The sequence below is a fragment of the Colwellia marinimaniae genome, assembly GCF_002207865.1.
Classification (GTDB): Bacteria; Pseudomonadota; Gammaproteobacteria; order Enterobacterales; family Alteromonadaceae; genus Colwellia; species Colwellia marinimaniae.
On the sequence record NZ_BDQM01000032.1, the window covers coordinates 16989 to 41588 of the forward strand.

A 24600-nucleotide genomic window follows, 5' to 3' on the forward strand; every position below is an offset into this window, starting at 1 on the left:
AATGTTATTGATTTTAATTGCTTGAAAAGTGTTAGTCATAGTAACGTGCACACGCTTTATTTGATGTTAAATGAATCATCTATCTTTTTCATTTTAGCTAAATGATTTAAGTGTGCTCTTCTTGCGGCAAAAATAAAGATACCGACAACAACAGTAATTGAGAGAACTAATACCAGAGGTTCTTGTGACAGAGATTTACTAAGCCATTCCATGGTTTACTTTCCTTAGTGTCTTTATGTACTGATAAGTTAGCGAGCAACTGGCTCTATATTAGCGCCAGTGACATTGCTGAGATATTATACTAGCGAGTAATCAATCCACCTTATGATATTTAGCATATATGTTCAAGTTTATTAGTACATTACAAAAAATAAAAAGTTATTCTTCAAAATACGTGCCCCAACCATCGTAGTCGACTTTACATTTTTTTGCCAACTCAAACATAACTTTAGTTTCTGTTTTAATTAAATCAACATCCAGCATCTGCTCAGTAACTATATCAAAAGCAAAGACCTTATCACCATTTTCTAATTCGGCTTCTTCCGGGTCTTCAATTTCCAAGCCGAGCTTAAATGCCGCAATGGCTGTCTTCTCTAGCAAATCAAAATCGCTACTGGCAAAATGGTGCTCTATGGTGTGGTAAACCTCGTCGTTAGTACCATCTGCAAGTAGCTCACCAACAAGTACTTCGGTATGTTTAAGCCAGTGCTGTAATTCTTCATCTATCATTTTAATACCTATTTATATTGACTCGTAAAATTCCCCATTAATACCCGCGTTATTTATTATGATAAGCCGCGGCTTCAGCAGATAATTGTTCAATTTTATTTTTCATTAATTCATGGACCTGATGCACCGTTTTTCGTAAATTTTCACGACCAGTATTTTCAATATACAGCGGTTCAAGGAACTCAATAATGATTTTACCATTATCCCAGCGGTTTAACTGAATAGTGCCATGTTGGTTACTGGCACAAACAGGTACAATAGGGACACCAGCCCGCATGGCCGTACGAAAAGCGCCCGTTTTAAGCGGTAATAAACCTCGACCACGACTGCGGGTTCCCTCGGGAAACATCCATATCGAAAGTTTATCATTTTTTATTTTATTTGCTGTTAACTCTATGGTATTCATAGCTTTATTTGTATTATTACGGTCAATTAAAATATTACCGGTTAACCAATACATTTGTCCGAAAAAAGGAATCCACTTGAGACTTTTTTTACCAACACTGACAGTACCAGGTAACACCGCATTGGCATGAGTAAAAAGATCATAACTATTTTGATGATTTGCCAGCCAAACCACAGGGCCAATATTTTTAACTGATTCAGGGATTCTAACTTCCACTTCAACACCCATTAGTTTAGGGATTTTCCCTAAAAAACGTGCCGTATGATAGACATTATCACGATGAAATGGACGAATTAAACAGTAAAAAATAGAGATGATGCAAATAAACATCAAGGCTAAAATTATTAAAATAAAACGGATTACAGCTAGCAAAAAAAGCTCCCATATTGGTAGCTAGGAAAAGACTATGGGCGAGTATACAGAAAAATCAAATAATAGGGTAAAGCTATTAGCTATTTAAGCTAAAAATGGTTCTTGAGCTAATAATAGTCAAATAATAAGGGCGGTAACACCCCTACTATTGCACACCATTTAGCCGCTGAAAAAAATACAACTAAGAGGATAGATTATTAAACATATAACCTTGCCCCCAAACCGTTTCGATTTGATTCTTCTTCATACCAGCCAAAGTCAATTTTTCACGCAATTGCGACATCCTGACATCAAGCGTACGCTCAACCCCGTTGTATACCCGCCTAAGCAAGGTGTTATAGAGCTGATCTCGCGATAAAATTTTACCTTGATGTTCAAGTAGTACTTTCAATAACTTGAATTCAAAGGTAGTTAATTTCACCAGTGCACCGTTGATAAAGCATTTTTGAGATTTTGGCTGTAAACAGACATCTCCCACAGTTAAACTAGCTAAGGCAACCTGGTTGCTTTTATTATTTTGCCGACTAAATAACGCCGCTATGCGCAACATTAAAATACGATTATTCATCGGTTTAACTAAGTAATCATCAGCACCTAAAGTAAAAGCATCAATTTGTTCTTGTTCACTATTTTTACTGGAAACCACCACTAACAGACCGTCAAATAGCGCACGAATATCACGAATTAGCAGCAGTTGTACACTATCGGCAAAACCTACATCTAAGACAATCATATTGGGTTGATTATCAACTAAATAACGTGGCAATTCTTTGCTAACTACCTCACCAGTACTAACCTTTATCGTTTGATAGCCAAGGTTAGTACCATGAATTGCAAAAGCTTCGCTTAGGTATTGCTCATTTTCAATCAACAATAATTGTTGTGAACTTTGCTCATTCTGGTTAGTTTCAAGTGGTGTTGTATTTTCAACAAGCTCTATACTTGATGGCATGACAGACTCCTTAAAATTAAACGACTTAGATTTGATAACTAAAGTATAAAATCAAAGTCGATAGGAGACTGTAATAGCTTGTAAAGGAGCTGTAACAACTTGCAGCGCTGGTAAGATATTGAAGGTTAATTACTTTTGCTAAAAAATAAAAAATCATGAGGTTTAACACTTACCGATACTTGTTGCTTTAATGACAGCACCCTATCACTGTATAAACTTAATTTGCTAAAAGACAATGCCTTGTCAGTCACTGCACTGTCTAGGCTACTTAAGTAATAATGGTAACCTTGCTCGGTCACACTGATGTAGTCAACTTGTGCATTGGCCAGATGATCCCCTGCGACTACCGTATTGAGTAATAGCTGTGCTGGTTTTACCAATAAATAAGCCAACTTATGCTGCTCAAGGCACTTTTTATCGAGAGCAAGTCGACCCAGTAAACTCTGTGCCCCCGTAGCATCAAGATGACACGGTAACCAACTGCCAAGCTGAAGAAAGTCAGCAACTTGATAGCTATTAGGTTGCTGACAAATAACGCTTGGCGTATCAAATTGAAGTAACTTTCCTTGTGCCATCACCGCCATTTTATCGGCAAAAGTAAAAACTTCATCTTTATTATGGGTAACAAAGATAGCTGTCATATCAAATTGCTTTAATAGCTGTCTTATTTCCACCATTAATTCATTTCTAAGGCGCGCATCTATATTGGAAAATGGCTCATCAAGCAAGAGTAATTTAGGTTTTGGCGCCAGCGCACGGGCAATAGCAACACGTTGTTGTTGACCACCAGAAAGTTGATGAATATAACTATCACTATATTCTTTTAGCTTTAAAATAGTGAGTAACTGATCAATTTGTTGATTTTGCTCTGCTTTGCTTAATTTACTAATACCAAAGGCGATATTCTCGTGTACCGTTAAGTGTGGAAAAAGGGCATAATCTTGGAAGATCATGCCTACTTGACGATTTTCCGCTGGTACGCAACAGTTATCATCACTGAGTAACAGTTCATCAATAACTATTTTGCCCTGACTTGGCTTATTAAAACCAGCGATGGCATTGAGCAAGGTAGTTTTTCCGCAACCACTTGCGCCAACAAGTCCTAAAATATCACCTTTATTTAAGCTAAGATCTAGCTCAGATAAAACAACATTGTCTTGTAATGTTATCGAAAGTTGTTGGATAGTTAACAACGCCGTCATACTTTTTCCTTGCTCTTATTTAGTAGCACTATCGGTAATAAACCAAACAACACAATCATGATTGCCCCTAAGGCACCTTGCTCTAGCATTTCATCCGAAATAAGCTGATAAATTTGACTACTTAATGTTTCAAAATTAAAAGGCCGCAATAATAATACCGCGGGTAGTTCTTTCATCGCCTCAACAAAAACTAATAACCATGCCACCAGTATGGCGGGGGTTAAAATAGGTAAGTGTACCCTAGTTAAGCTGCCCGTTAAATTAACCCCTAATGATGCCGGAGCATAATCGAGTGATTGTGGAATTTGTTTAATAGCACTGACAATAGTGCCATTGGCTATGGCAGAAAAACGTACTACTAGTGCAAATATAATGGCAAATATTGAACCGGATAAAATTAAGCCTGGTGGGGAAAAACCCAAGAGCTCTGCTAGATCATTTAGCCAATGATCTAATGGCCCTAAGGTCGACAACATCGCCATGGCAAGTACTGTACCCGGTACGGCATAGCCAAACCCTGATATATGATGAGGTATATGACGAAACTTGTCACTATGTAAGCGCTGATATAAACCTAATGATAAAGCAATAAGTACCGCAACTGTCGCGGCAATGACTGATATTTTCAATGAATTAATACCGGTAGATATTAACACCGATAATTGCGCAACATCACTGTATTGCACCGCCATAACGATCAATAAACTAATAGGTAGTAAGAAGCCAAAAATAACCAGTGCCCAGCAAAAAATACTGCCGATAACTTGCTGGCTAAAAGATAATTGTATTAACTCTCTGCTTAAATTAGGTCGAGCGCTTTGATGGCGTAATCCTGCTCTACTGCGTTGTTCGGCTAATACCACAAACAGCACTAATAGCATCAAGACACTTGCTAGCGCATTGGCCGCACCAAGATCACCATAACCAAGCCAAGTATCGTATATCGCTGTCGTTAAGGTATTAACGGCAAAGTATTGCACCGTAGCAAAATCAGCTAAGGTTTCCATCAACACTAGGCTAGCGGCAACCGCAATAGCAGGTCTAGCTAAGGGTAAAGCAACTTTAAAGAAACTCTGCTTTGCCGTTAAGCCCAATAATCGACTGGCGCGAATTAAGTTTTGATCTTGCTGCTCAAAAGCGCCTCGAGTCAGCATATAAATATAAGGGAATAGTACCAAGGCTAGCATTAACGCAGCGCCAGGTAAGGTACGTATATCAAAAAACCAATAGTCATTGGGCGATTGCCAACCAAACCAAGAGCGCAGGCTACGCTGTACCGGACCAGCGTAATCGAATAAATCGGTATAAAGATAAGCAACTAAATAGGCTGGCATCGCTAAAGGTAGCAGTAATAACCAGCGTAACTGCTTTTTAAAAACGATATTGGTTTGGGTAATGAGTGCGGCACTGAATACACCAAAGATTAACGCCAACATCACCACCCCAAAGGCGAGTAATAAAGTATTTTCAAGATACGTTGGCAGTACCGTTTGCCATAAATGGGCAAATAATTGCGTTGAAGCACTAATACCGCCGACTAGCATAACCAGCACTGGTACCATAAGTACCAGGGCAATTAAATAGCTAGAAAACTTCCATGTTTTACTATTATTCAGTGCTATCACAAATCAAACTGTGCTTGATCTAATAACTTTAATGCCACTTTACGATTTTTTGCTATCTCTTCTAGCGGTAAGCTATCAGCTTTATAGCTGCCCCATGAGGCAACAAGTTCAGAAACAGCCACATCCGTTCGAACTGGGTATTCCATATTCATTTCTGCATATAGCTGTTGCGCAGGTTTAGACACTAAAAACTCCATTAAGGCTTGGGCATTTTTTGCATTCGGTGCATATTTAGCCATAGCAATGCCGGAAATATTTATATGAGCACCACGATTTTTTTGATTAGGGAAGTTAATATAGACCCCTTCAGCCCACACTTTTTGTTTGTCATCTTTTAGCATTTTGCCAAAGTAGTAACTATTACCTAATGATATATCACAAAGGTTTTGATGAATAGCTTGCACTTGACCACGGTCACTGCCCTGTGGTTTACGCGCTAAGTTATTTTTAAACTTTTTTAACCAATCTAAAGTATAAGCTTCACCATGTTCACTGATCATCGAAGCAACTAAAGCGACAGTGTAAGGGTGTTTACCACTACGAGTACAAATACGACCTTTATATTTTTCGTCCGCTAAGTCTTCATAATTTATATCAATTTTACCTAAACGTTTCGATGAATATATATTACGAACACGAATAGTTAAGGCAAACCACGTATTATCTTCTGCTTGATATTGCTTGGGGATAGCACTAGTTAATATCGAAGAATTAACCGCTTGCACTAAGCCTTTATCACGTAATTCAATCAAACGACTAATGTCTGTGGTAAGTAAGATATCTGCTGGACTATATTTACCTTCACGCGCTAAACGTTCAGCCATGCCTTTTTTGGCGAAGACCACATTAACTTTGATACCGGTTTTTTCAGTAAACTTATCGAACAAAGGTTCAACAAGAAAAGGCTGGCGGTATGAATAAACATTAACTTCTTCGCTAGCATTAGCGATAAAACCTGTCATAGAAAAAAATACAAAAAATAAGGTTATCAACATCTTTTTAAACATATAAATAGTCTCGGTAAAATAGTATCCGCGAATTGTACAAGGACAGCAAAGGCTGTCAAGGCATTTGAGAATTATTCTCATTAAGATTTGTAACAGATCATTATTTCTTTACTTACTTAACTTAACCCCACGGCAGCACTTATCAATAACCAAGCAGCAAAAAACAATTTCAACTTAATTGCCGATAAATGTGTCACTAACGTTTTAGCAAAAATACCACCTAATACGGCACCAGGGCCAGCAAATAAAACCACTTGCCAATAAACATCGTTATGGACTTGGGCAATTGCCGTCCAAACACTAATGGCGGAAACGATAACCGCTGCGGCTACCGCCATGCTGATATCAAAGTGGCGTAATAGCAGATAAATAACTAATAACTCACCCACACCAACACTTAACCAAGCCGTTACGGCGCCGCCAAATAAACCAATGAGCACAAGAGCAATATAATCTAGATAATATAACTGACTACGCTCGCGGTGCGGTTGCAGTAAATAGATAGTTAAGATAATGAAAAAGCCGAGTACTAATGAAAACCAACTAAAGCTGGTATGCAAAGATGCTGGAGAGCTTACTTGCCAATAAAACACCACATTTAAGCCAATAATTGCGGCAATGGTGGTGACAAAAATGATACGTTTAAAGCCCTGCCATAAACGTAAGTCAGTTTTTTCTGTTTTATAATGATGCCACCAAGTGACAGCACCTGCGGTCATGCCAAAACATTGAATGGCAAAGCTGGTCGCTATTGCTTGCTGTTCAGAAAAGTTAAGTTTAGCAAACATGGGAATAAAAACCACACCACCGCCAGCTCCGGTTGAGTTAGCAAAAATAGCCCCTAAGGTACCTAAAAAGGTAAATAAGACATAGTCCAGCAGCTCGTTCATGGCATGGTTAGAGCTTAACAGTAAGCTGGCCCATAAGACGATAAAGAGGCCAATAAACTTGGGGTTTGATAAGCGCATAAATGCTGGTTTGGCCATAACTATCCCGAGTTAACTTAACTTAGCTGACTTAACTTAAGCAACAACTGGGTTTTTCTGGCTGATAAAGGCAATAGCCTCATCGGATAAGCAACTTTTAGAAATATAACTCTTACTGGCAATATTTTTGCCCATTGCCGTTTTACCCAAACTAAAAAAAACAACAAAACCTAGCTCAGTTTCAGTGACGATAGTAACATCGGTCCATAAAATGCGATTATTTATATGAAATGACTCGGTCAGTATGCCTTGCTCATCAATAGTAAGCTTCACTTCACTGCCAGAGGCCTTACTAAACATCTGCCTCATCACCCACCAAGGTTTATGATAATAAACACCCAAGGTTTCTATAATACCTAAGACAATGACAAACCAAGCAGCATAAGGGTTAACCGGGGTAAATAACAAAATAATCAAACCAAAAACAGTTAGAATATTCGCTTTAAAATAGGTTTTTTTATTATGTGTCAAAGTACTAGATTGGCTATAACATTCAGTATAGTGCGCTTTATCTAGGGTAAAGCTGGTAGAAAAGGAGCTTGTTTGCATCGTTGCAGGTTGAGTCATTAAATTTACAGACATTAAAGTCGGTTCACAAAGAAAGTTAGCGCTAGTTTATCAGAAGACCTGCTAAAACGAGTAACTAATTGTCTCTATATTTACAAAGAAATAGCGGGCAGTGTCTATGGCATAAAATACTATTTCATACTAGTTTAACGGTACTTGATCATGGTTAAACACATATTAAGATGATCAATAAAGCTACATACTTGTTGAAAGTCTTGCGTGGCTATCTTTTGCTTTGGCGTAAGTAATTGCAAACAGATGACCCCTATAGCTTTACCCGCTATTTTTACGGGTACAAAAGCTATGGCACCATGAGTAATCAAATCACTGATCTGTTGAGTAATTAAATCACGCCAACGAACTTCTTGATGATCATTAATCAGCGCAGCGGTATCCGTACTGATCACCCTAGCAATAACATTATCACTGTTTTTTAGATCAATATTGATTTTACCGGCTTCGCTTTGGCCATTGTTGTTAACCACCAAGCGAGACTTAACACTAGCTCTCTCATCAACCAGCAATAAGAAAGAGCTACGATCAAAAGCAAAGGTTAAAGCAATGTTCTCTAGTGCTAACTGTAGGTATTCATTAAGATCTTTACTTGTCTTCATCAAGTTAGTTAGCTTGATAAAGCCTGCTAATAAGGCTTTATCTTTACTAGCAGGCTCCGTAGTACTAGCAATATCGCTCTGAGCTTCGAAATCTTTACTAGCAGGTAAGCTTTTAATTAACGGAATTAAAATTTCTGCACCATAAGATGACAGTAACTTATCGGCTTGCTCACGGGTATGGTCAACTCTCACCGTTAACTGCCTTACCGAAATATTCATAATGTCAGCTATATCGGCCAGTAAGCGTTGATAGTCTGCACCACTACCTTCTGGCTTGGCAATAATAGCGCTCAATTTATCGGCAAAATAAATAATTTTCACCTCATCGGTACGATTGGTGGGCTGATCCAAGGCCTTGATTAATAAATCACTCAAGTTCCACGTACTGGCAAGGCCTTTACTTAATTCAGTAAAGCTGGTGCCCATTTCTTGTTGACAATATTGCTTAAAATCTTGGCTTGATTTTGCCTGATAATTTGCTAGTTTTTTGGCAACGTCACCGCCAGCACTCCAAAAAGCGCTTTCGCCAATACGATATAACATCGCAGCTAGGTATACTTCTTCTTGCACTTCATCACTGTAAGTAGGCACCATCATTTTAGCTAACATACCCGCGTAAAATGAATTAGCCATCAGCTGAGTTAATTTTTCATAGACATTAATATCAAGGGTCTTGGTGGCCAGTAAACTAGAAACTAATTTTACCGTTAAACAGATATTTTTAACCGTTTGAATACCTAATACCACAGTAGCCCGAGATACTGTGGTGACTTTATTAATACTGATGTGCTGAATATTATTGGCAACTTTAAGCAAGCATGAAGATAACCCTTGATCATGCAAGATAGCTTCACTTAATTTAGGCAATGACGATTTATCATCGTTGGCAAATTTATCCAACATCTTCGCGGTAGAAGTAATAGCCGGTAGCTCACTATTAGCGATAAGTTCAATCCATTGTTCTGTTGTTTGTAAACCTCTATAGTTCATAACATTTTCTCAACGATTATCTTTACTATGCATAAACTAACTATGCGATCAATAAGCGGATATGTCTAAATTTTTAACACAATAAAACAATTATTTATGTTTAGAAAAACACTGATAGCTAGATATATATATATATATATCAACAGACAGCATTAGTAATTGACAGCGCTGTCATTTTTCAATAGGGTGATAGTATATTTATCATATTATAAATTTTATCGCTTACACTATAAGCGTACAGTGCACTTTTATTTAATTTCATTTTTCTAAGGAAAAAACATGCAAGTTATTATTTTTGATAATGCACAACAAGTTGCCATAAGTGCAGCAGAATGGGTTGCAGAGCTAATCAATAAAAAATCAAACCCTGTTATAGGTTTGGCAACAGGCAGCACACCTATTAGCCTTTATCAAGAATTGGTTAATAAATATAAAGCTGGTGAGCTAAGTTTTAGCAATACCACCAGTTTCAATTTGGATGAATACTTAGGTATTGATGAAAAAAATGCACAAAGTTACCGATATTTTATGAATGAGCACTTGTTTAACCATGTTGATATCGATAAAACCAAGACCTTTTTACCTATTTGTAACCAGGGTGAAAACCCAAGAGTACAAGGCTTAGCATACGAAGATAAAATTGCCCAAGCAGGCGGTATCGATCTACAAATATTAGGCATAGGTGCAAATGGCCATATTGGTTTTAATGAGCCAACATCAAGTTTAGCCTCTCGGACACGCATTAAAACACTGACTCAACAAACCCTTGATGATAACAGTCGTTTATTTTCTGCTAATGAATTTCAACCTACGTTAGCCATGACCATGGGTATTGCCACTATTCTCGATGCTAGGTATGTACTTCTTATGGCAACAGGTAAAAACAAAGCCAAGGCAGTAAACGATATGGTAACTGGTGCCTTATCGGCAGTTTGTCCGGCATCGTCTTTACAGCTACATGAAAATGCCATTGTCTTACTTGATAAAGCAGCGGCTAGTGAATTGGCAGATCAAGAGTATTATCTGTGGGCCGATAAACAAAACGGTAAGATAAACCAAGAGTTTGGCTTGTATCATAATTACTAATAAACAATTACTAAAAATATAATTACTAATAAACAACTACTAAAATCATAATTTAGTTGCATTTAAGCAAGCATTCCTTGTTAAAACCAAGCTAAATATTAGCTAATATCGGTAAAGAAAAACAAAAAAGGCGCAGGTTAATCGATTGATTAACCTGCGCCTTTTTTAAGGTATTCATTGGCTGAGTAGGCACTAAAGAATGCGAATATTATTTTGCTATTTGCAGTAGCTCAGGTAAAAAGTTCTCACTTTCCAGCGCTAACTGACATTGCTGCTCTAATATATCTTGTAAAATTTCTTTCGTGGTTAATGGGTTGGCCAAGACGACTCTAAAAACTATTACTTTTTCACCGCCATATTTACCCACTTCAATACGAGTACGTGAAACAAAAGAGCGACCGTCTTCGCGTTGGCGTTTTTGAATAAACTTGGTTAACTGACCAAGTAGCAAATTCACCGATTTATTGGCGTCATTATCATTACGAGCCAACAGTGCTTGTACTGACTTAGGTGCATAACGGTAGGTTAACAGACACAATTCAGGGCGGGTAATTAACTCAAAACTATCATGCTGATTAATGATCTCAGCAAAATACTCCGCTTTTTCAATAGCCTGATTAATCAGCATTTCATAACCTGGTCGGCTAATAATATGCAAACTGGCATACACTAACATCGCCATGCCCGGGCGAGAGCCTTCAAGGGTATGACTACCTAAATCTTTTGAGCCTTTACGTAATATATATTCGGCGTGATGCTCAATGGCACTCACCGAGCCAGGGTCTTTAAATATAACGATACCAGCGCCCATAGGCACATACATCTGTTTATGCGCGTCAATGGTTACTGAGTCGGCTTGTTCGATGCCTTTAAGCAAAGGACGGTACTTATTCGATAACAATGTAGCTCCCCCCCAAGCGGCATCAACATGAAAATGACATTGGATTTTCTGAGCAATGACAGCCATTTTATCAAGAGGGTCAACATTACCGGTTTCTGTGGTACCGGCAACACCAACAATAGCGAGTACTTTGATATTTTTAGCGCTAAGTTGCTGGCATTTTTCTGCCAGCTTTTGACAATCTATTTTATTATTTTCATCGGTGGCAATGGCAATAACATTCTCTTGGCCTATACCGAGAATATCAGCGGATTTTTTCAGTGAGTAATGACCACGTTCCGAGACTAAAATAGCTAAGTCTTGATAGCCATAATGTCTCATAGCACGGTGTAAGCCTTCTCGAGCTACGCCTCTAAAGTCACCGTCGGCTTGCAGTAGCTTATTTCGTGCGACCCATAAAGCGGTAATATTAGCGACTGTGCCACCGGAGCAAAAAGTGCCCAGTGAATGCTGTGCGCTATGCATCCAACTTTTATAAAAATCATCATCCTGTTGATAGATCAAGTTATGCATCATACCGATAACTTGACGTTCTAGCGGGGTAAAAGCCTTAGAGGTTTCAACTTTAACTAGGTTCTGATTTAAACCCACCATCAGCTTAGATAAGGGTAAAATAAATGCTGGTAGCGCTGAGGTCATATGACCAATAAAACTAGGACTAGAGGTATGTACTGATTGCGCGACTAATTTATCGAGCAAATGATGCATATGATCTGAGACAAATTCTGGCTGCTCAGGAATATGAGGATTAACAAAATCTTTCTCAATGTCCGATAACGCATTTTTACTGGCAACAATATGGTTGTTTAAAAAACCAACCAAATTTTGTGACATTTCTTGCTCAAGGCGCCCCAAAGTAGAATCAGGCGCTTCGGCAATAGTAAAAATTCGATGTAATGACTCTTGCGTTGCCTCGGCAATGCGCTTAGTTGCTCTCATACTGTTCACTTAACTGTTCACTATATTGACTTGCTTGACCAATTACTGTTATGCCCATACGCAAGTTTAATACTTATTGGCTATTTGTAGCTAACACGAAAAACGCACTTTAATAAAAAACAGCGCAAAAGTCTTGTGATTTCGTCAACATTACTAACTATATTCATTATCTATGTAGGATTAATTGCCAACAAACTTGTCCACTAGCTTGGTATTTTGCTTCAAACGGCGTCAGTGCAGACGAGGCTTCGACTACCGTTAATGAAGAAATTTCACCGTGCAAATTAACCTGCTTAGCCGCTTGTTGAAACTCGGCTAAGTAGATCCGCCAATTACTGCGTAAAATAAGCTGCTGACCAATACTGGCCATTTGTGGAAATACGGCACTACCATGCCAACGGCGCTGTAAATGCTTAGACTTAGGCCAAGGGTTAGGATATAAAATGTAGTGCTTTGATACCGGCCAATTGGCGCTTTTCACCAAACGATAGAAATCATTAAGATCGGCGCGCACTAAATGATAGTTTTGTGCACTAAAACCATCTTCCGCAGCAAAGCCTTCAACATTGCGATTAATTCTATGAGCTGACTTATCCACACCAATCACTAATGCTTGTGGGTTCTGCTGAGCTAAGATGCGGGTACTTTGTCCGACACCACAACAAGCATCTAAGATGATTTCACCCTCAGGGTTAGCCACTAAAAAATCTTGTACCAAAACATCCATTTGCGCAAAGGCGGCTTGCGTGTGTGCTTGATAAGGTTTTTGAAATACATGGCTAAGATGCTTTTTCACCACCTCATCAAGCTTCTCATGAATGCCCGCTTGATTACTAATAATTGCTTTAGAGTCACCCAATGCTGGTTGCGAGTTCAATGTGGTCATTTTTCCGGTAATATTAGCTGTCATCTTTTCTGTCATGTTAAGTTCTAAGTCCTATACCTTTAGAGATAAGTACCATGGCAATGGTAAATAAAGTGACAATAAAGAAAATAATCACGGCAAAAGCAGTCACAAGACTAACATCTGATATCCCTAAAAAGCCATACCTAAAAGCATTAACCATATAAACAATCGGGTTTGCTTGCGAAACGCCCTGCCAAAACTCAGGCAGTAAACTTATCGAATAAAACACACCACCAAGGTAGGTTAACGGCGTTAAAATAAAGGTCGGAATAATAGAAATATCATCAAAGCTATTAGCAAAAATAGCATTAATTAAACCGCCTAAGGCAAACGTTGCCGATGTAAGTACCACAGTAGCGATAATCACCCAAATATTATGTAGTTGAATATCAACAAACAACAAGGAAACCAGGGTAACAATCAAGCCAACTAGCATACCACGACACATACCGCCGCCAACATAGCCCGCCACAATCACCCAGTTAGGTACCGGCGCTACCAGCATTTCTTCAACATTACGCTGCCACTTGGCGCTAAAAAATGACGATGCCACATTAGAGTATGAGTTCGTGATAACACTCATCATAATAAGACCAGGCACAATAAACGACATATAATCAAAGCCGCCCATTTCACCGATACGCGAGCCAATTAATGAGCCAAAAATAACAAAATATAAGCTAATAGTAATAGCTGGTGGTACTAAGGTTTGCACCCAAATACGCATAAAACGCTGAATTTCTTTGGTTAATATACTTTTTAAGGCAATAGAGTTATTCATTTAGTTTGCTCCGACAACAGCACTTTGCGGCTTAGTTTGCCTAGCGCTGGACTTTTTATTGATCAAACTCACAAACAAGGCTTCTAAGCGGTTACTTTTATTGCGCATACTCTGTACCTCAATATTAGCCACGCTCAATTGTTCAAAAACCTGATTAAGGTTTTGCGCCTTATTTAAATCCATCTCCAAGGTATGATCATCAATAAGTCGATAAGTAATGACGGAGGATTGCTTAACAAATTGCTCAAGTTTACTTACCGCGGTCCCCTCTTTGATATCAAAAATAAAGGTTTCAACATCTAATTGTGCCAGTAATTTTTTCATACTGGTATTTTCAACAATTTCACCACCATCAATAATGGCAATATTGCGACACAGCATTTCAGCTTCTTCTAAATAGTGAGTGGTGAGGATAATAGTAATGCCTTGCTGATTTAACTCACGTAAAAAACTCCACATCGAGCGACGCAATTCAATATCAACGCCAGCCGTTGGCTCATCTAATATCAACATTTTCGGTTCGTGCATTAAAGCACGGGCAATCATTAAACGACGTTTCATACCACCGGAGAGTGTCCGCGCGGGTGCATCACGTTTATCCCATAGCTCAAGTTGCTTTAGGTACTTTTCTGCCCGCTCTATAGCCACAGATTTAGTTACACCATAATAGCCAGCTTGATTCACTAAAATATTCATCAAGGGCTCAAACTGACTAAAATTAAACTCTTGTGGTACTAAACCGATAAAGCTTTTCGCTTTTTCCAAATCAGTATCGATGTCATAACCAAATACTTTTACTTGACCGGCCGTTTTATTCACCAGCGACGTTATCACGCCAATAGCTGTAGATTTACCGGCACCATTAGGGCCAAGCAAGGCAAAAAAATCGCCCTGTGATACAGTTAAATCAATACCTTTTAAAGCTTGAAAACCGCCTTTATAGGTTTTTTTTAATGCGCTAATTTCTAGTGCGTAGGTCATGTTAGCTGCCAGTGAAATATGGATGGATATAAATATGGAGCCTAACTATTTATTTTCAATAGCGCAAATATTATATTTAGCCGCTAAAGCTAGTTTATCGTCCCCTTTATCACTAAGCCTCTGCTGTCTGTCGGCTAGAGACTAGTGATATTAAATTGAGCACAATAAGTCATTTGAATTTATGACTCCTCATCGTAGCCACAGTATAAAAGAATGTTCTGGCACTTGCTTGCCTTATAAAACCATGAAAACTGCGTTTTTTAAAGCACACTTGTAGCTCAATACGTAATAATTCAACATGCCTATGTAGTTTACTCAGGAACTTTTTGTATACGTCATCTTCGAAGTCTCTGATCGAAGAGCCATTGCTCTTTATACACTGGCTCCCCGATTAAAACACCACGGGGATGACGATCCTGAGCCAAGTGCACAGGCATGTAATTCAATAAAGAATAGCGCAATAAAAAAGAACCATAGCAACAGTACCTCACAAGATGCTCTTAACTATTAGAGCCAACAAAAATGAGGCACTAAAAACTGGGCATCAAAAAAGGGCAAGGAGCTTTAACTCCTTGCCCTTTTTATGGGGAAATTAACGATTAGCTTGGCTTTGCGCGGGTACTTTTACTAATATTTATTACTTCTATTCTTTCTTATAGTTAGTAAAAGACGATTAGAGCTGTCATTACTATGCCCTTCTATTATAAGGCGACTACTTATTGTGCCACTAGGCTTGGCTGGTTCAAGTTGCTTAACAGCTTAATAAAGCTCTCAGCCTCTGTTAAGCTGCCAAAACGGCCAATAACATCTTCATTGTGGTCTGCCACCTCATAAGAAGTTCTTATAACCTTGCCGCTGTTATCCAAGATATTTATTTGTACTAGAGTAAAACCAGATCTACTTGTTAGTGTTTTTCTACTTTGCATAAACTACTCCGGTTGCAAATATTGGCCGCAAATAACATTGAGCCCTTTTACTTCCTTATAACTTATGCAACACCTTGAAAAATACCGTTAACTTCTAATAAATGAATTAACGCCATCGCTATACCCTAGGGCAAAAGCTTGATGAACACTTTTATAGCCACCATCAGCACTGACCTGTGCGTCTCCTAAACTGTCAATATCCAAGCTAATGAAATTTTGTAACAGCGAGCCTTGCTTGAAGCCAGAGTTATAAGCGCAATGGCAACACTTATGTTTACCTTTACCATGCATTTGATACTCAGCTAAGGTTGTCAATGCACTTTCGTCAAACTGCCGCTGGTGATCTTGCTGGCATGACATTTTATCCTGCCTACTTACTTTGGTTAAGCTTTGTGAGCCAGCAATAATGCGGGGTGCTGCAACTGCAACCTCATTGCCTAGGTTAAAGTCAAAAGTTAAGTCTAAGCTCGCTGATAACATTGCACACATTTTTATTGCCTTCCTCGCCTGCGAATATATAAATACTCTTAGGGAAGTTAATGATTTTTTTCCTTAATGCACTATTCCATAGTTACAAGAAAAAAAACATTACACACCATTACAACAACAATGACATTACCCTGACATTAAAAAAATCAATGATTTTTACCGTTAAAATCGTACAAAAAATGACAAGCCCTTACGAATGAGAAAATATCAGCCATAACTTAAAAAAAAACATGCTAAATAAATAATAATACTAAGCAATGATTAAATAACAAGTTATTGCGCATAAACACATTGAAAAGCAAGATAAATAACAGTATTAAGTAAGCTGTAATTAGCTGTCATGGTTTGCGAGGCAGTAAGTCTGTAAATTTATGTTCAGCTTTTAAGGGAAACTCATTCCAAGTACAGAAATAGTACTGAAATTCAGCCATAAAAATTAAGTAGGATATGTCATGAACAAAGTTATTAAAGTTTTATCTCTAGTGTTGGTATTAACTAGCAGCGTTTATTTACCTAGTGCATTTGCAGTAACTGCTAACAATACGGCTAGCACTACCGAGATGTTAATCACCCTGGCAGAAACTGACCCAGTTCTCATTGACAGATTAAATGACATTGCCTTAACGGATAAAAAACTGCTCAAGCAATTATTGAATATGGCTGAGTCAGAGCCAGTAAAACTAGAAAGATTATTAAACTTAGCAGAAAGAAATGCCCATATGTTTTGGATGATAGCGAATATTTATAACGCACAATCGATTACATTAGAACAGCCGGTAGACGAACAACCATTTTCAACCTTTGGAGCTATTAGTGATGGTGGAATTATTCAAAATTAATTTTATTAACTCATGGCGATAATGAAATGGGTAAATCATAGTAAAATAACATCAGCTTAATTTATACAACGCTCAGCATTATCATATTTTTGCATTAATTGTTGAAACTCATCTGCTGCACATAAACCATCAAACCAGGGAAGGTTAAACCACACCACACCTATATTATCCTGCAAAGCGGCTTTGACATGGTGAAGCGCCGAAGCATTTTCTTTCAACAAACTATAAACAATGGCTGATGTATAAGCGACTTCGCCACTTTCAGGAGCTAAGGTTTGCGCTTTATTTAACGCTGCTATCGCCAGGCTCGCTTGATTTAGCTGGCTATAAGCTTGCGCTAAATATGTTAAAGACTTAACTTCATCTTTCTCTGCTAAAATGATAACTACTTTTTGATAAAGTGAAATAGCCTCCGATTCATTACCTAGGATCATTTCAATATCGGCTAAATTTAATAAATTAACAGGGTGCTTGGGACTTAACTTTAACGCTTTCTGGGCAAACTCTAGTGACTTAATATATTGCTTATTTAATGCGTAAGCCATGCTTAAATTGGTTAAATCAGTGCCCTTATTTAAGCTAACTACTATTTTTTCAAACGCAGAAATAGCTAGTTCAAGCTTGCCTTGCAGTAACCAAATATTTGCCTGTAAACTAATTGCATTATAATTATTAGGGATAATTTTTAACATTATATTTAATGATGTTTCTGCTTTAACGAGATCCCCTAAGCGCCAATAACTAAAGGCAGTGTTATACAATAAATTTGAACTAGGACGTAACTTAAAAGCATTAGTATAGGCGTCAGCCGCTTGTTGATATTTACCAGAGCTAAAAAACATAAAGGCATCAAAACCTAAAATGGTTAACTCATCAGCGCCCCTTCTTTTTGCTTCACTTACTTGCAGTCGTGCATCTGCCATGTTCTCCCTATTTGAGGCTAACCAAAAACTATCTATGGCATGGTAAACACTGTATCTATATTCAGGCGGTGATTTTTGTAATACTAGTTCAAGTCGTTTCAGGTAACTTTTATCTCGGGTATCTATATATAAATTTGAAGCTGTTTCGCGGAATAAACCATAAGCCGCATATAAATAAGGTGACCTTGTTAACAAGGCTTCTAACTGATCTAAACTGTCAGCACTGTAATTGCCATGACCTTTAATTTGGCTATAAAGTTCGATGTAGTCTCGATAATCATCTTCATTAATAGGCCGGTGCACTAAAGCTGATTGGTTTACTTCGGAATGTTCAGGAAAAAGTGAAGCAAATTGCATTTGGCTGGTACTAAAAATGGCATTAAATTTATCTATCGGTGCTAACCAATTTTTCTCAGATTTCACCGCTAACCTATCATCATTATTTTCGTTAGCCACCAAACGGGAAAAGCTCACCTTGCAGCGACTGTTATCACACTCTAGCTCGGTGGAAATAATATCTGATGCACCTGTTGCTTGCCTTAGTTTATTCAAATCATCTGGATATGCTTTAGTGATGGCATTCACTTCTCGTTGCGAGATTAAATACATGTCTTTAGTATTTATCACTGCCTGCCGTAAAGCATCTTCTACCGCTGAAGTAACCAAGTCTTGTTGCATTGGTGCCATTATTGAACTATCTGACAACGTTGGCTTTAATATCACCACTTGTTTGCTTTCGACTTCATTCGCCTTATCAAACCAATAAAGTAAAATCAGCATAATACACAATATGGTCATGCTAGTAATGGCTATATTGCTCTGTCTAAACCAGGGTATTGGTAAGTTTTCAGTTGGCTGAATTTGCGTACTTTGAGGAACAAAGCCTTGCTGAATAGGCTGGGTAGCGTATTCATTCGCTGTTAGTTGAGCAGATAACGGCAACTCACCCAAAGGTACTTCACTTAAAGGTATGGTTGCTTGCTCACTTATCTCAGCTTGTATTAACGCGGTTCTAATATGTTTTAAACGATTTTCTATGGCGCTAGCCGTTAAGGTTCTATGCTCAAGAGGTTGGATTAACATTTCCATTAACAAATCGGTTAAGGCACTGGGTGCATTAAGCATTAAGTTTTTAGCGTGTTCCGGCGTTTTCTGACATATTCTTTGAGCAATATCAGTGGCTGAGCCGCCATTATTACCAAGAGAAAAAGGATGGCTACCCACCACTAATTGATAAGCAACAATACCAAATGAGAAAATATCACTACGATAATCTAAAGGTTTTTTTTGTATTTGCTCTGGCGACATATAAAGCAAACTACCATATTGCATGCCTTCAGCACTGTCGGCCTGCTCATTATTAATTTCGTTGCTTGCTATCAAGGCGATGCCAAAATCAGTAATTTTAAGCAGTCCCTGAGCATTCACTAAGATATTGTTCGGCTTTAAATCACAATGAATAACATCACTTTTATGCGCCGCGGCTAAGCCGGCAGAGAGTTGTTGCAACAAATCTAACTTTTTTACTAGGGTGCAGTAGGACTCAAGCAGAAATTGCGTCAAGGTTTTACTATTGAAATACTCCATGACTAAGGAGATATGATCACCTTCATCATGGACATTATAAATTTGGATAATATTAGCGTGGTTCACCCGCGCTAATAAACGTGCTTCTTGTAGGGCGTGATTAACCTCTCCATCTTTCGGCTGATAGGTTAATTCTTTAATCGCTACTTGTCGTTGTAATTGGTTATCTTGGGCTAGGTAAACCTTACCCATACCACCCTCACCCAATAATCGTTCACGGCTGTAATGTGGTAACTTATTATCCATGTAATACCGTAAGAGAAATCTTATCTTGTCCGCGATTGACAATCAGTTCATTGCCTTTATAAATACGATAAAAAATACCAGCAAAACGTATTTTTTTACCTTTACGCTCAATTAATTCATCACCGTCACAAGCGCCATCAAGCATGTCTCTAAATTGCTGTTTAGCGCGACAAACATGGGTATTAAAAAGGGTGATATCACAGCCTAGCTCTTTGGTTAAAATTTCTGGCAAGCGCCAACCTTGATTATCTTCATCAATACCATTTTTTGCGTCTTCATCACGATGTCTAGCCAAGCTCAAGGTTAAGTAATGATGTGCTTTAATAGCTAAAGAGAATTTTTCATCATCAGTCGTTACCGTCAATTCGGTATTTTCTTCATCCTGACTTAAATTAAAACGATATTTTATCTGATGAGCTAATAATTTAGGTTTAGCCATTAACACGGTATTTTCAGTTAAGGGAATTAATTTTAACTGCCACTTTTGATTCGCAAAAAATATTAAATCCGAATTTACCACAGGATAAGCACTGCCGTCGGTATCAACCAAGAACTCTTTATACCACTGGTCTTTACTCGGCACATAAAACAAAGCAATTTCAGGATTTTCTTCTGAGGGCAGTAAATTGCCATCGGATAAAATAATGGGTGTTTCAGTAGCGTGCTCACCCTGTTGCTCAATAGGCAGTAACATGTTTTGCGGAGGGCTCAAGTCTTGTATGACAAAGCCGTGGCTATCACTTGCAGCAAAAAATATCTTATCGCCGACCTTGAGTTTATGCGGGCTATCTTTAACTAATTTTTGGCTGTTTACCCAGGTACCATTATTACTGATATCACGAATAAGCCATTGGCCGTGGGTCCAATCAACTACCGCATGTATGCGAGATACTTCCTGAGCATTGATAACAGTATCAACATTAGTCGGCGAACGGCCAAAACAATGACAGGCATTTAAGTAACTTAACGCTTTGTTTTTACTACCAAGTTCTAAAATTGAAGCCATATTATTATCATTGATACGTTAAGTTGATACTGGGATGCAAAATGCATGGAAAGGTTGATTGTATATAAATACAAGTGACTCTTCTAGTGAATATACTAACTTCTCGTATTACGCGCTAGTAACTAACTAAAAAACAGCCTAAAAAAGCATCGAGAATACAATACTTTAGTCCTTATTTACTCTTACCTAGCTAAGGTTCAAGTAACAATTAACAACGAAATATCTATTTAAATCAACAGTAATATTGTATTAGCTAGTCTGGTGCAGGCATAATAATGAAGGTATTCATCACTAAGGAAGTGAGTGCTAAATCAATACGTTAATTAAGAATAATAAACAGTTATGATTTATTTTTTAAGCGCATCCTAGCCAAAGTTACCGTAAAAAGGTAAGAAAATATGATGGCGAGTGTACTAGCTTGTTTGATAAGACCATGAAGACTGAGCTGGCAAAGAGTATTTATCAAACCGTTAAAGAGCTCACAAAAATGTAATAATAAGAGGGCAACCAGTGTTGCGTTAGTTGCTCTATTACGTTATTAAACGAGCAATTAAGGATGTCTTGGTTGCTAGTTTATTTAGCGAGTCTTGCATCAGCCTATTTATTTTTAAAATGAACTTGGCTTCGATTGGCTGACATTCACCACGGCATCATAAGAAGTAACCCCTGAATACTTAGCTGCAGCTGCTACATCTTGTTTCACTTCAGCGATGATTCTTGCTTCTGTTACCGAGTCTCTATAACAAGTGAACCACGTTGTCGTGACCTTAGCTAAGGTCATCCAGCCACTATCTCTTATGTGCGCATAAAATTTTTCACGTTGCTCTGTCGAAGTCTTTTTATCTAAATCTAGGGATAGCATTGCATGCATGATTTTTTGTTTCCTTGCCCACAAAAGCGTGGGAAATATAGAGGCCTACATCAATGTTGATGACGAATAACGCTAGCGTTTGATAGATTAAGAGCTGTGACTCTGTCCATGTATTGTCAATATCTTTAGCAATTTCTGTCAGCCCATCGCCACTCATAACAATTAAAAGTAATTAATATCAGTAATGACTTAAAAATAATTACTGGCTTTGGCCCTTATTTTTCATCTTTTTCACAAGACGGAAAAGGCATGCAAAAAATGATTATTGGCGTTTTTTGCTCGCCTTTGGCGGTGCCGCTGAAATCATGTTCTTGACCAGGGCTTTGAGCAGAAGCAGTGCTAATGAATAGCGTAAGGAATAACAGAGTGATAACAGTAATTATTTTATTCATGGTTTCCATCTTTAAAAATTAGCGCTTAGATGGAGTTAAACTACGGCAAATTAACGACAATAAATAACTGCCGTTTACTGCTTTTTACTGCCGTTGTCGGATATTTGTGCAATATATGAATCGTTAAGTACTTTTTCACTGAAGTAGAGCTTTGCGTCTAATATCTTGAACTCTTTCAGATTTATGTTGCTCATGTGTTTTACTGGCTCAGTACTGCCATTAAGTATTGTTGAGTAAAATGCTCGTTGATGGACAAAGTAAGCAACATCATTATCTACTAACCATTGCCTGCCACTACCCAAATAATAATCTGCTAAATAGGGTATTGCTTGAATATTCTCAGATAAACTCTCGGGTAACTTTTCGGGTAAATCACCAAGTAAGTGATTGGCTAAGTTACTTAATAAATAGATGCCAAACTTTTCTTCCTGGGTAACATAGTATTTATCATTGTTACAATCTGCTTTAATGCCCGTGACTCCTTGCAAGAGAATATTAACAGTGCCGGTTGATGGCTTAATTTCAGCTAAAGACCAGACATCCTTAATCTTGGTCGAAGCCAATATGGTATGGTTATTACAGTGCCAGATTGGGCTTCTAAATAACGCATCACTGCTAGCTACTTGTTGATAACGTGGTTGCTTTGGTTTTAAATCCATCACATTTAACCTTGCATCGGTTAAATAAACTAATGCGCTAGCATTACCAGACAAATTGAGTTCTTTAATTGATAGCGACTTTTGATAGTGGGTCAGCTGTTTTAAGCTGCCATTATTATATAGCCAAATTTGTTGTAGCCCAGATCGATTGGAAACAAAAACATATTGCTCCGGTGATGTGCTTATTGGTGTAATTGAATGATCATTAAAATAGCTTTCTTGCAGCTGTACGGTTTTATAAGAGCCTAATGTCGCCTTATATAAATCACTTATATAAAACTCACCAAAACCCACTAAAAAATGATGGTCTTTAATCACTTGAATGGTTTGCGAAGGTTGGCTCAGTTTTGTTATTTGGCGGTGAGATTTTTTAGCTAGATTAAATTGCACAATATAAGCGTCTTGGTCGATATAAAAGAACGATTCCCCATCCTTTGCCCAAGATACATTATATAAAAGGTGACTATAGCTAAAGGCTAAAACTTGCTCTTTAGTTTGCAAATTCATAAGGTAAGCACGACCAAGAGCCGCAGAGTCAAACGTTAATATAGCTAAGGTTTTTCCATCAGGACTTAAGCTTAAACTGTAGTCACCGTAGGCATCTTCCGTTGGACTAGTTAGTTGTTGCACTTTCTCAGTATTTAAGTTGATGCGCTTAATTTGCATTGGCTTATTTAGTGCGGTTTTATAAGAGAAGTACAACCACTCATTATCATTATCTACCACCACTGGGCTTTCGCTTTTTTCTTTACCGCATGACGTAATAATTTCGGGTTTCGCAAAAGTCATTTCACCAATAAGTTCTACCTTTTTTACCCAGCATTCTTCTTGTGTAAAGGCCTGATAATATAAAGTTGAACCATTACGACTCCAACTAGGCGTACTTGAAAATTCTGCCTCATCCACCGATAAGAACTGATTACTCGACAATAACTTAACTTTAACCTGATATTGCAAGGTTTTACTTTTAGCATGAGTAAAAGCTAGGTATTTACCATCAGGAGATAGACTGGGGTTCAGCTCCTGACCTTTAATATAGGTAATGGGTTTTGTGGTAAATGTTTTACCATTTACTGAGTGGTCAGTACTAAAGTGGACATATAACATGATTATTAAAGTTAACGTTAGCGAAACGTATAAGGCGGCATATAAAGGTTTAACAATAGTGTTTGTTGTTATTTTTTCAGCGAGTGTCTCTGCCGGTTTATCGATTTTTTCCTCGATTGATTCAATGAGTTCGGTTACTTCACAAACTAAGCGATAACCTTCACTTCTTTCATTTATAAGGTTTTCATCTGCTTGCCAACCTAAACTTGCTCTCAGTTTTGTTAACGCCGCCTGCACCGTTTTATCTTCTACGGTACGTTTCTTCCAGACACTGCTATGTAAAAGCTCAGAGCTAATCAACTGGCCTTTATTTTCAATAAATAAAGTTAAGATATTGGCTAATTGTGGCCGTAACTTTTCAACAGAACCGTCCGCTTTAACCACGGTTTTAGTCGCCGGGCAAAAGGTTAAATTAGCTAGCTGATACTTCATTCTCAAGTTTCGGGGTTCACTTTTAGCCAATAAAAGTGAATACCCCCTCATTCTAGGGCTTCTTGTCGTAAGGTAAAA

At 38.0% G+C, this 24600-nt stretch carries 23 protein-coding genes; 2 read left to right on the plus strand and 21 right to left on the minus strand.

What is annotated here, in order from left to right; translation table 11 throughout:
* Positions 1-56: 56 nt before the first annotated feature.
* The 10 genes from MTCD1_RS21495 to MTCD1_RS14925 all read right to left on the minus strand — a co-directional run bounded on the left by MTCD1_RS21495 (position 57) and on the right by MTCD1_RS14925 (position 9450).
* On the minus strand, positions 57-212 hold the full coding sequence (locus tag MTCD1_RS21495; protein ID WP_197410250.1) for a hypothetical protein: 156 nt from the start codon (positions 210-212) through the stop codon (positions 57-59).
* Between the two features lie 166 nt (positions 213-378).
* Positions 379-729 carry a ribonuclease E inhibitor RraB gene (rraB, locus tag MTCD1_RS14885; protein WP_057179877.1) on the minus strand — a complete coding sequence of 117 codons (351 nt, stop codon included), beginning with the start codon at positions 727-729 and terminating at the stop codon, positions 379-381.
* A 49-nt stretch (positions 730-778) separates the two neighbouring features.
* Complete coding sequence (locus MTCD1_RS14890; RefSeq protein WP_057179876.1) at positions 779-1507, minus strand: 1-acylglycerol-3-phosphate O-acyltransferase; 729 nt, start codon at positions 1505-1507, stop codon at positions 779-781.
* A gap of 181 nt (positions 1508-1688) precedes the next feature.
* Entirely contained in the window at positions 1689-2459 is a 771-nt protein-coding gene (locus MTCD1_RS14895; protein ID WP_057179875.1) for a response regulator transcription factor, read from the minus strand.
* A 125-nt stretch (positions 2460-2584) separates the two neighbouring features.
* Positions 2585-3661, minus strand: coding sequence for an ABC transporter ATP-binding protein (locus MTCD1_RS14900; protein WP_057179874.1), 1077 nt, complete (start codon positions 3659-3661; stop codon positions 2585-2587).
* On the minus strand, positions 3658-5286 hold the full coding sequence (locus tag MTCD1_RS14905) for an ABC transporter permease (RefSeq protein ID WP_082606419.1): 1629 nt from the start codon (positions 5284-5286) through the stop codon (positions 3658-3660). The genes MTCD1_RS14900 and MTCD1_RS14905 overlap by 4 nt, the downstream gene beginning before the upstream one ends.
* Positions 5283-6293 (minus strand): extracellular solute-binding protein, encoded by a 1011-nt coding sequence (locus MTCD1_RS14910; protein WP_057179873.1) that lies wholly within the window; start codon positions 6291-6293, stop codon positions 5283-5285. The genes MTCD1_RS14905 and MTCD1_RS14910 overlap by 4 nt, the downstream gene beginning before the upstream one ends.
* Before the next feature lie 116 nt (positions 6294-6409).
* Positions 6410-7279, minus strand: coding sequence for a sulfite exporter TauE/SafE family protein (locus tag MTCD1_RS14915; protein WP_057179872.1), 870 nt, complete (start codon positions 7277-7279; stop codon positions 6410-6412).
* 36 nt (positions 7280-7315) lie between these two features.
* Positions 7316-7861 carry a YcxB family protein gene (locus tag MTCD1_RS14920; RefSeq protein ID WP_438819291.1) on the minus strand — a complete coding sequence of 182 codons (546 nt, stop codon included), beginning with the start codon at positions 7859-7861 and terminating at the stop codon, positions 7316-7318.
* A 131-nt stretch (positions 7862-7992) separates the two neighbouring features.
* Complete coding sequence (locus MTCD1_RS14925) at positions 7993-9450, minus strand: HDOD domain-containing protein (RefSeq protein WP_057179871.1); 1458 nt, start codon at positions 9448-9450, stop codon at positions 7993-7995.
* Positions 9451-9729: 279 nt separating this feature from the next.
* Here MTCD1_RS14925 and nagB point away from each other — a divergent pair, with 279 nt between their 5' ends.
* Entirely contained in the window at positions 9730-10536 is an 807-nt protein-coding gene (nagB, locus tag MTCD1_RS14930) for a glucosamine-6-phosphate deaminase (protein WP_057179870.1), read from the plus strand.
* A gap of 208 nt (positions 10537-10744) precedes the next feature.
* On the opposite strand, the gene panP is transcribed toward nagB, so the two are convergent.
* From panP to MTCD1_RS14960, 6 genes are all read right to left on the minus strand, one after another.
* Positions 10745-12376, minus strand: coding sequence for a pyridoxal-dependent aspartate 1-decarboxylase PanP (gene panP / locus MTCD1_RS14935; protein WP_057179869.1), 1632 nt, complete (start codon positions 12374-12376; stop codon positions 10745-10747).
* A gap of 166 nt (positions 12377-12542) precedes the next feature.
* Positions 12543-13298, minus strand: coding sequence for a tRNA (guanine(46)-N(7))-methyltransferase TrmB (gene trmB, locus MTCD1_RS14940; RefSeq protein WP_082606418.1), 756 nt, complete (start codon positions 13296-13298; stop codon positions 12543-12545).
* Between the two features lies 1 nt (position 13299).
* Positions 13300-14064 (minus strand): ABC transporter permease, encoded by a 765-nt coding sequence (locus tag MTCD1_RS14945; protein WP_057179868.1) that lies wholly within the window; start codon positions 14062-14064, stop codon positions 13300-13302.
* Positions 14065-15045 carry an ABC transporter ATP-binding protein gene (locus MTCD1_RS14950; RefSeq protein WP_057179867.1) on the minus strand — a complete coding sequence of 327 codons (981 nt, stop codon included), beginning with the start codon at positions 15043-15045 and terminating at the stop codon, positions 14065-14067. It lies immediately after the preceding gene.
* 716 nt (positions 15046-15761) lie between these two features.
* Positions 15762-15971 carry a hypothetical protein gene (locus tag MTCD1_RS14955; protein WP_057179866.1) on the minus strand — a complete coding sequence of 70 codons (210 nt, stop codon included), beginning with the start codon at positions 15969-15971 and terminating at the stop codon, positions 15762-15764.
* 87 nt (positions 15972-16058) lie between these two features.
* Entirely contained in the window at positions 16059-16460 is a 402-nt protein-coding gene (locus MTCD1_RS14960) for a hypothetical protein (RefSeq protein WP_057179865.1), read from the minus strand.
* Between the two features lie 452 nt (positions 16461-16912).
* Here MTCD1_RS14960 and MTCD1_RS14965 point away from each other — a divergent pair, with 452 nt between their 5' ends.
* Complete coding sequence (locus MTCD1_RS14965) at positions 16913-17299, plus strand: hypothetical protein (RefSeq protein ID WP_057179864.1); 387 nt, start codon at positions 16913-16915, stop codon at positions 17297-17299.
* Between the two features lie 56 nt (positions 17300-17355).
* On the opposite strand, the gene MTCD1_RS14970 is transcribed toward MTCD1_RS14965, so the two are convergent.
* The 5 genes from MTCD1_RS14970 to MTCD1_RS14990 all read right to left on the minus strand — a co-directional run.
* The gene (locus MTCD1_RS14970) at positions 17356-20055 is read right to left on the minus strand and encodes a serine/threonine-protein kinase (protein ID WP_057179863.1); all 2700 of its coding nucleotides are present in this window, start codon (positions 20053-20055) and stop codon (positions 17356-17358) included.
* Entirely contained in the window at positions 20048-21061 is a 1014-nt protein-coding gene (locus tag MTCD1_RS14975; RefSeq protein WP_057179862.1) for an FHA domain-containing protein, read from the minus strand. Before MTCD1_RS14975 ends, MTCD1_RS14970 begins: the two co-directional genes overlap by 8 nt.
* 607 nt (positions 21062-21668) lie before the next feature.
* Positions 21669-21932, minus strand: coding sequence for a hypothetical protein (locus MTCD1_RS14980; protein ID WP_057179861.1), 264 nt, complete (start codon positions 21930-21932; stop codon positions 21669-21671).
* Positions 21933-22147: 215 nt separating this feature from the next.
* The gene (locus MTCD1_RS21265) at positions 22148-22324 is read right to left on the minus strand and encodes a hypothetical protein (RefSeq protein ID WP_157447788.1); all 177 of its coding nucleotides are present in this window, start codon (positions 22322-22324) and stop codon (positions 22148-22150) included.
* A 74-nt stretch (positions 22325-22398) separates the two neighbouring features.
* A partial coding sequence (locus tag MTCD1_RS14990) for a winged helix-turn-helix domain-containing protein (RefSeq protein WP_235013371.1) occupies positions 22399-24600 on the minus strand: 2202 nt, incomplete at its 5' end.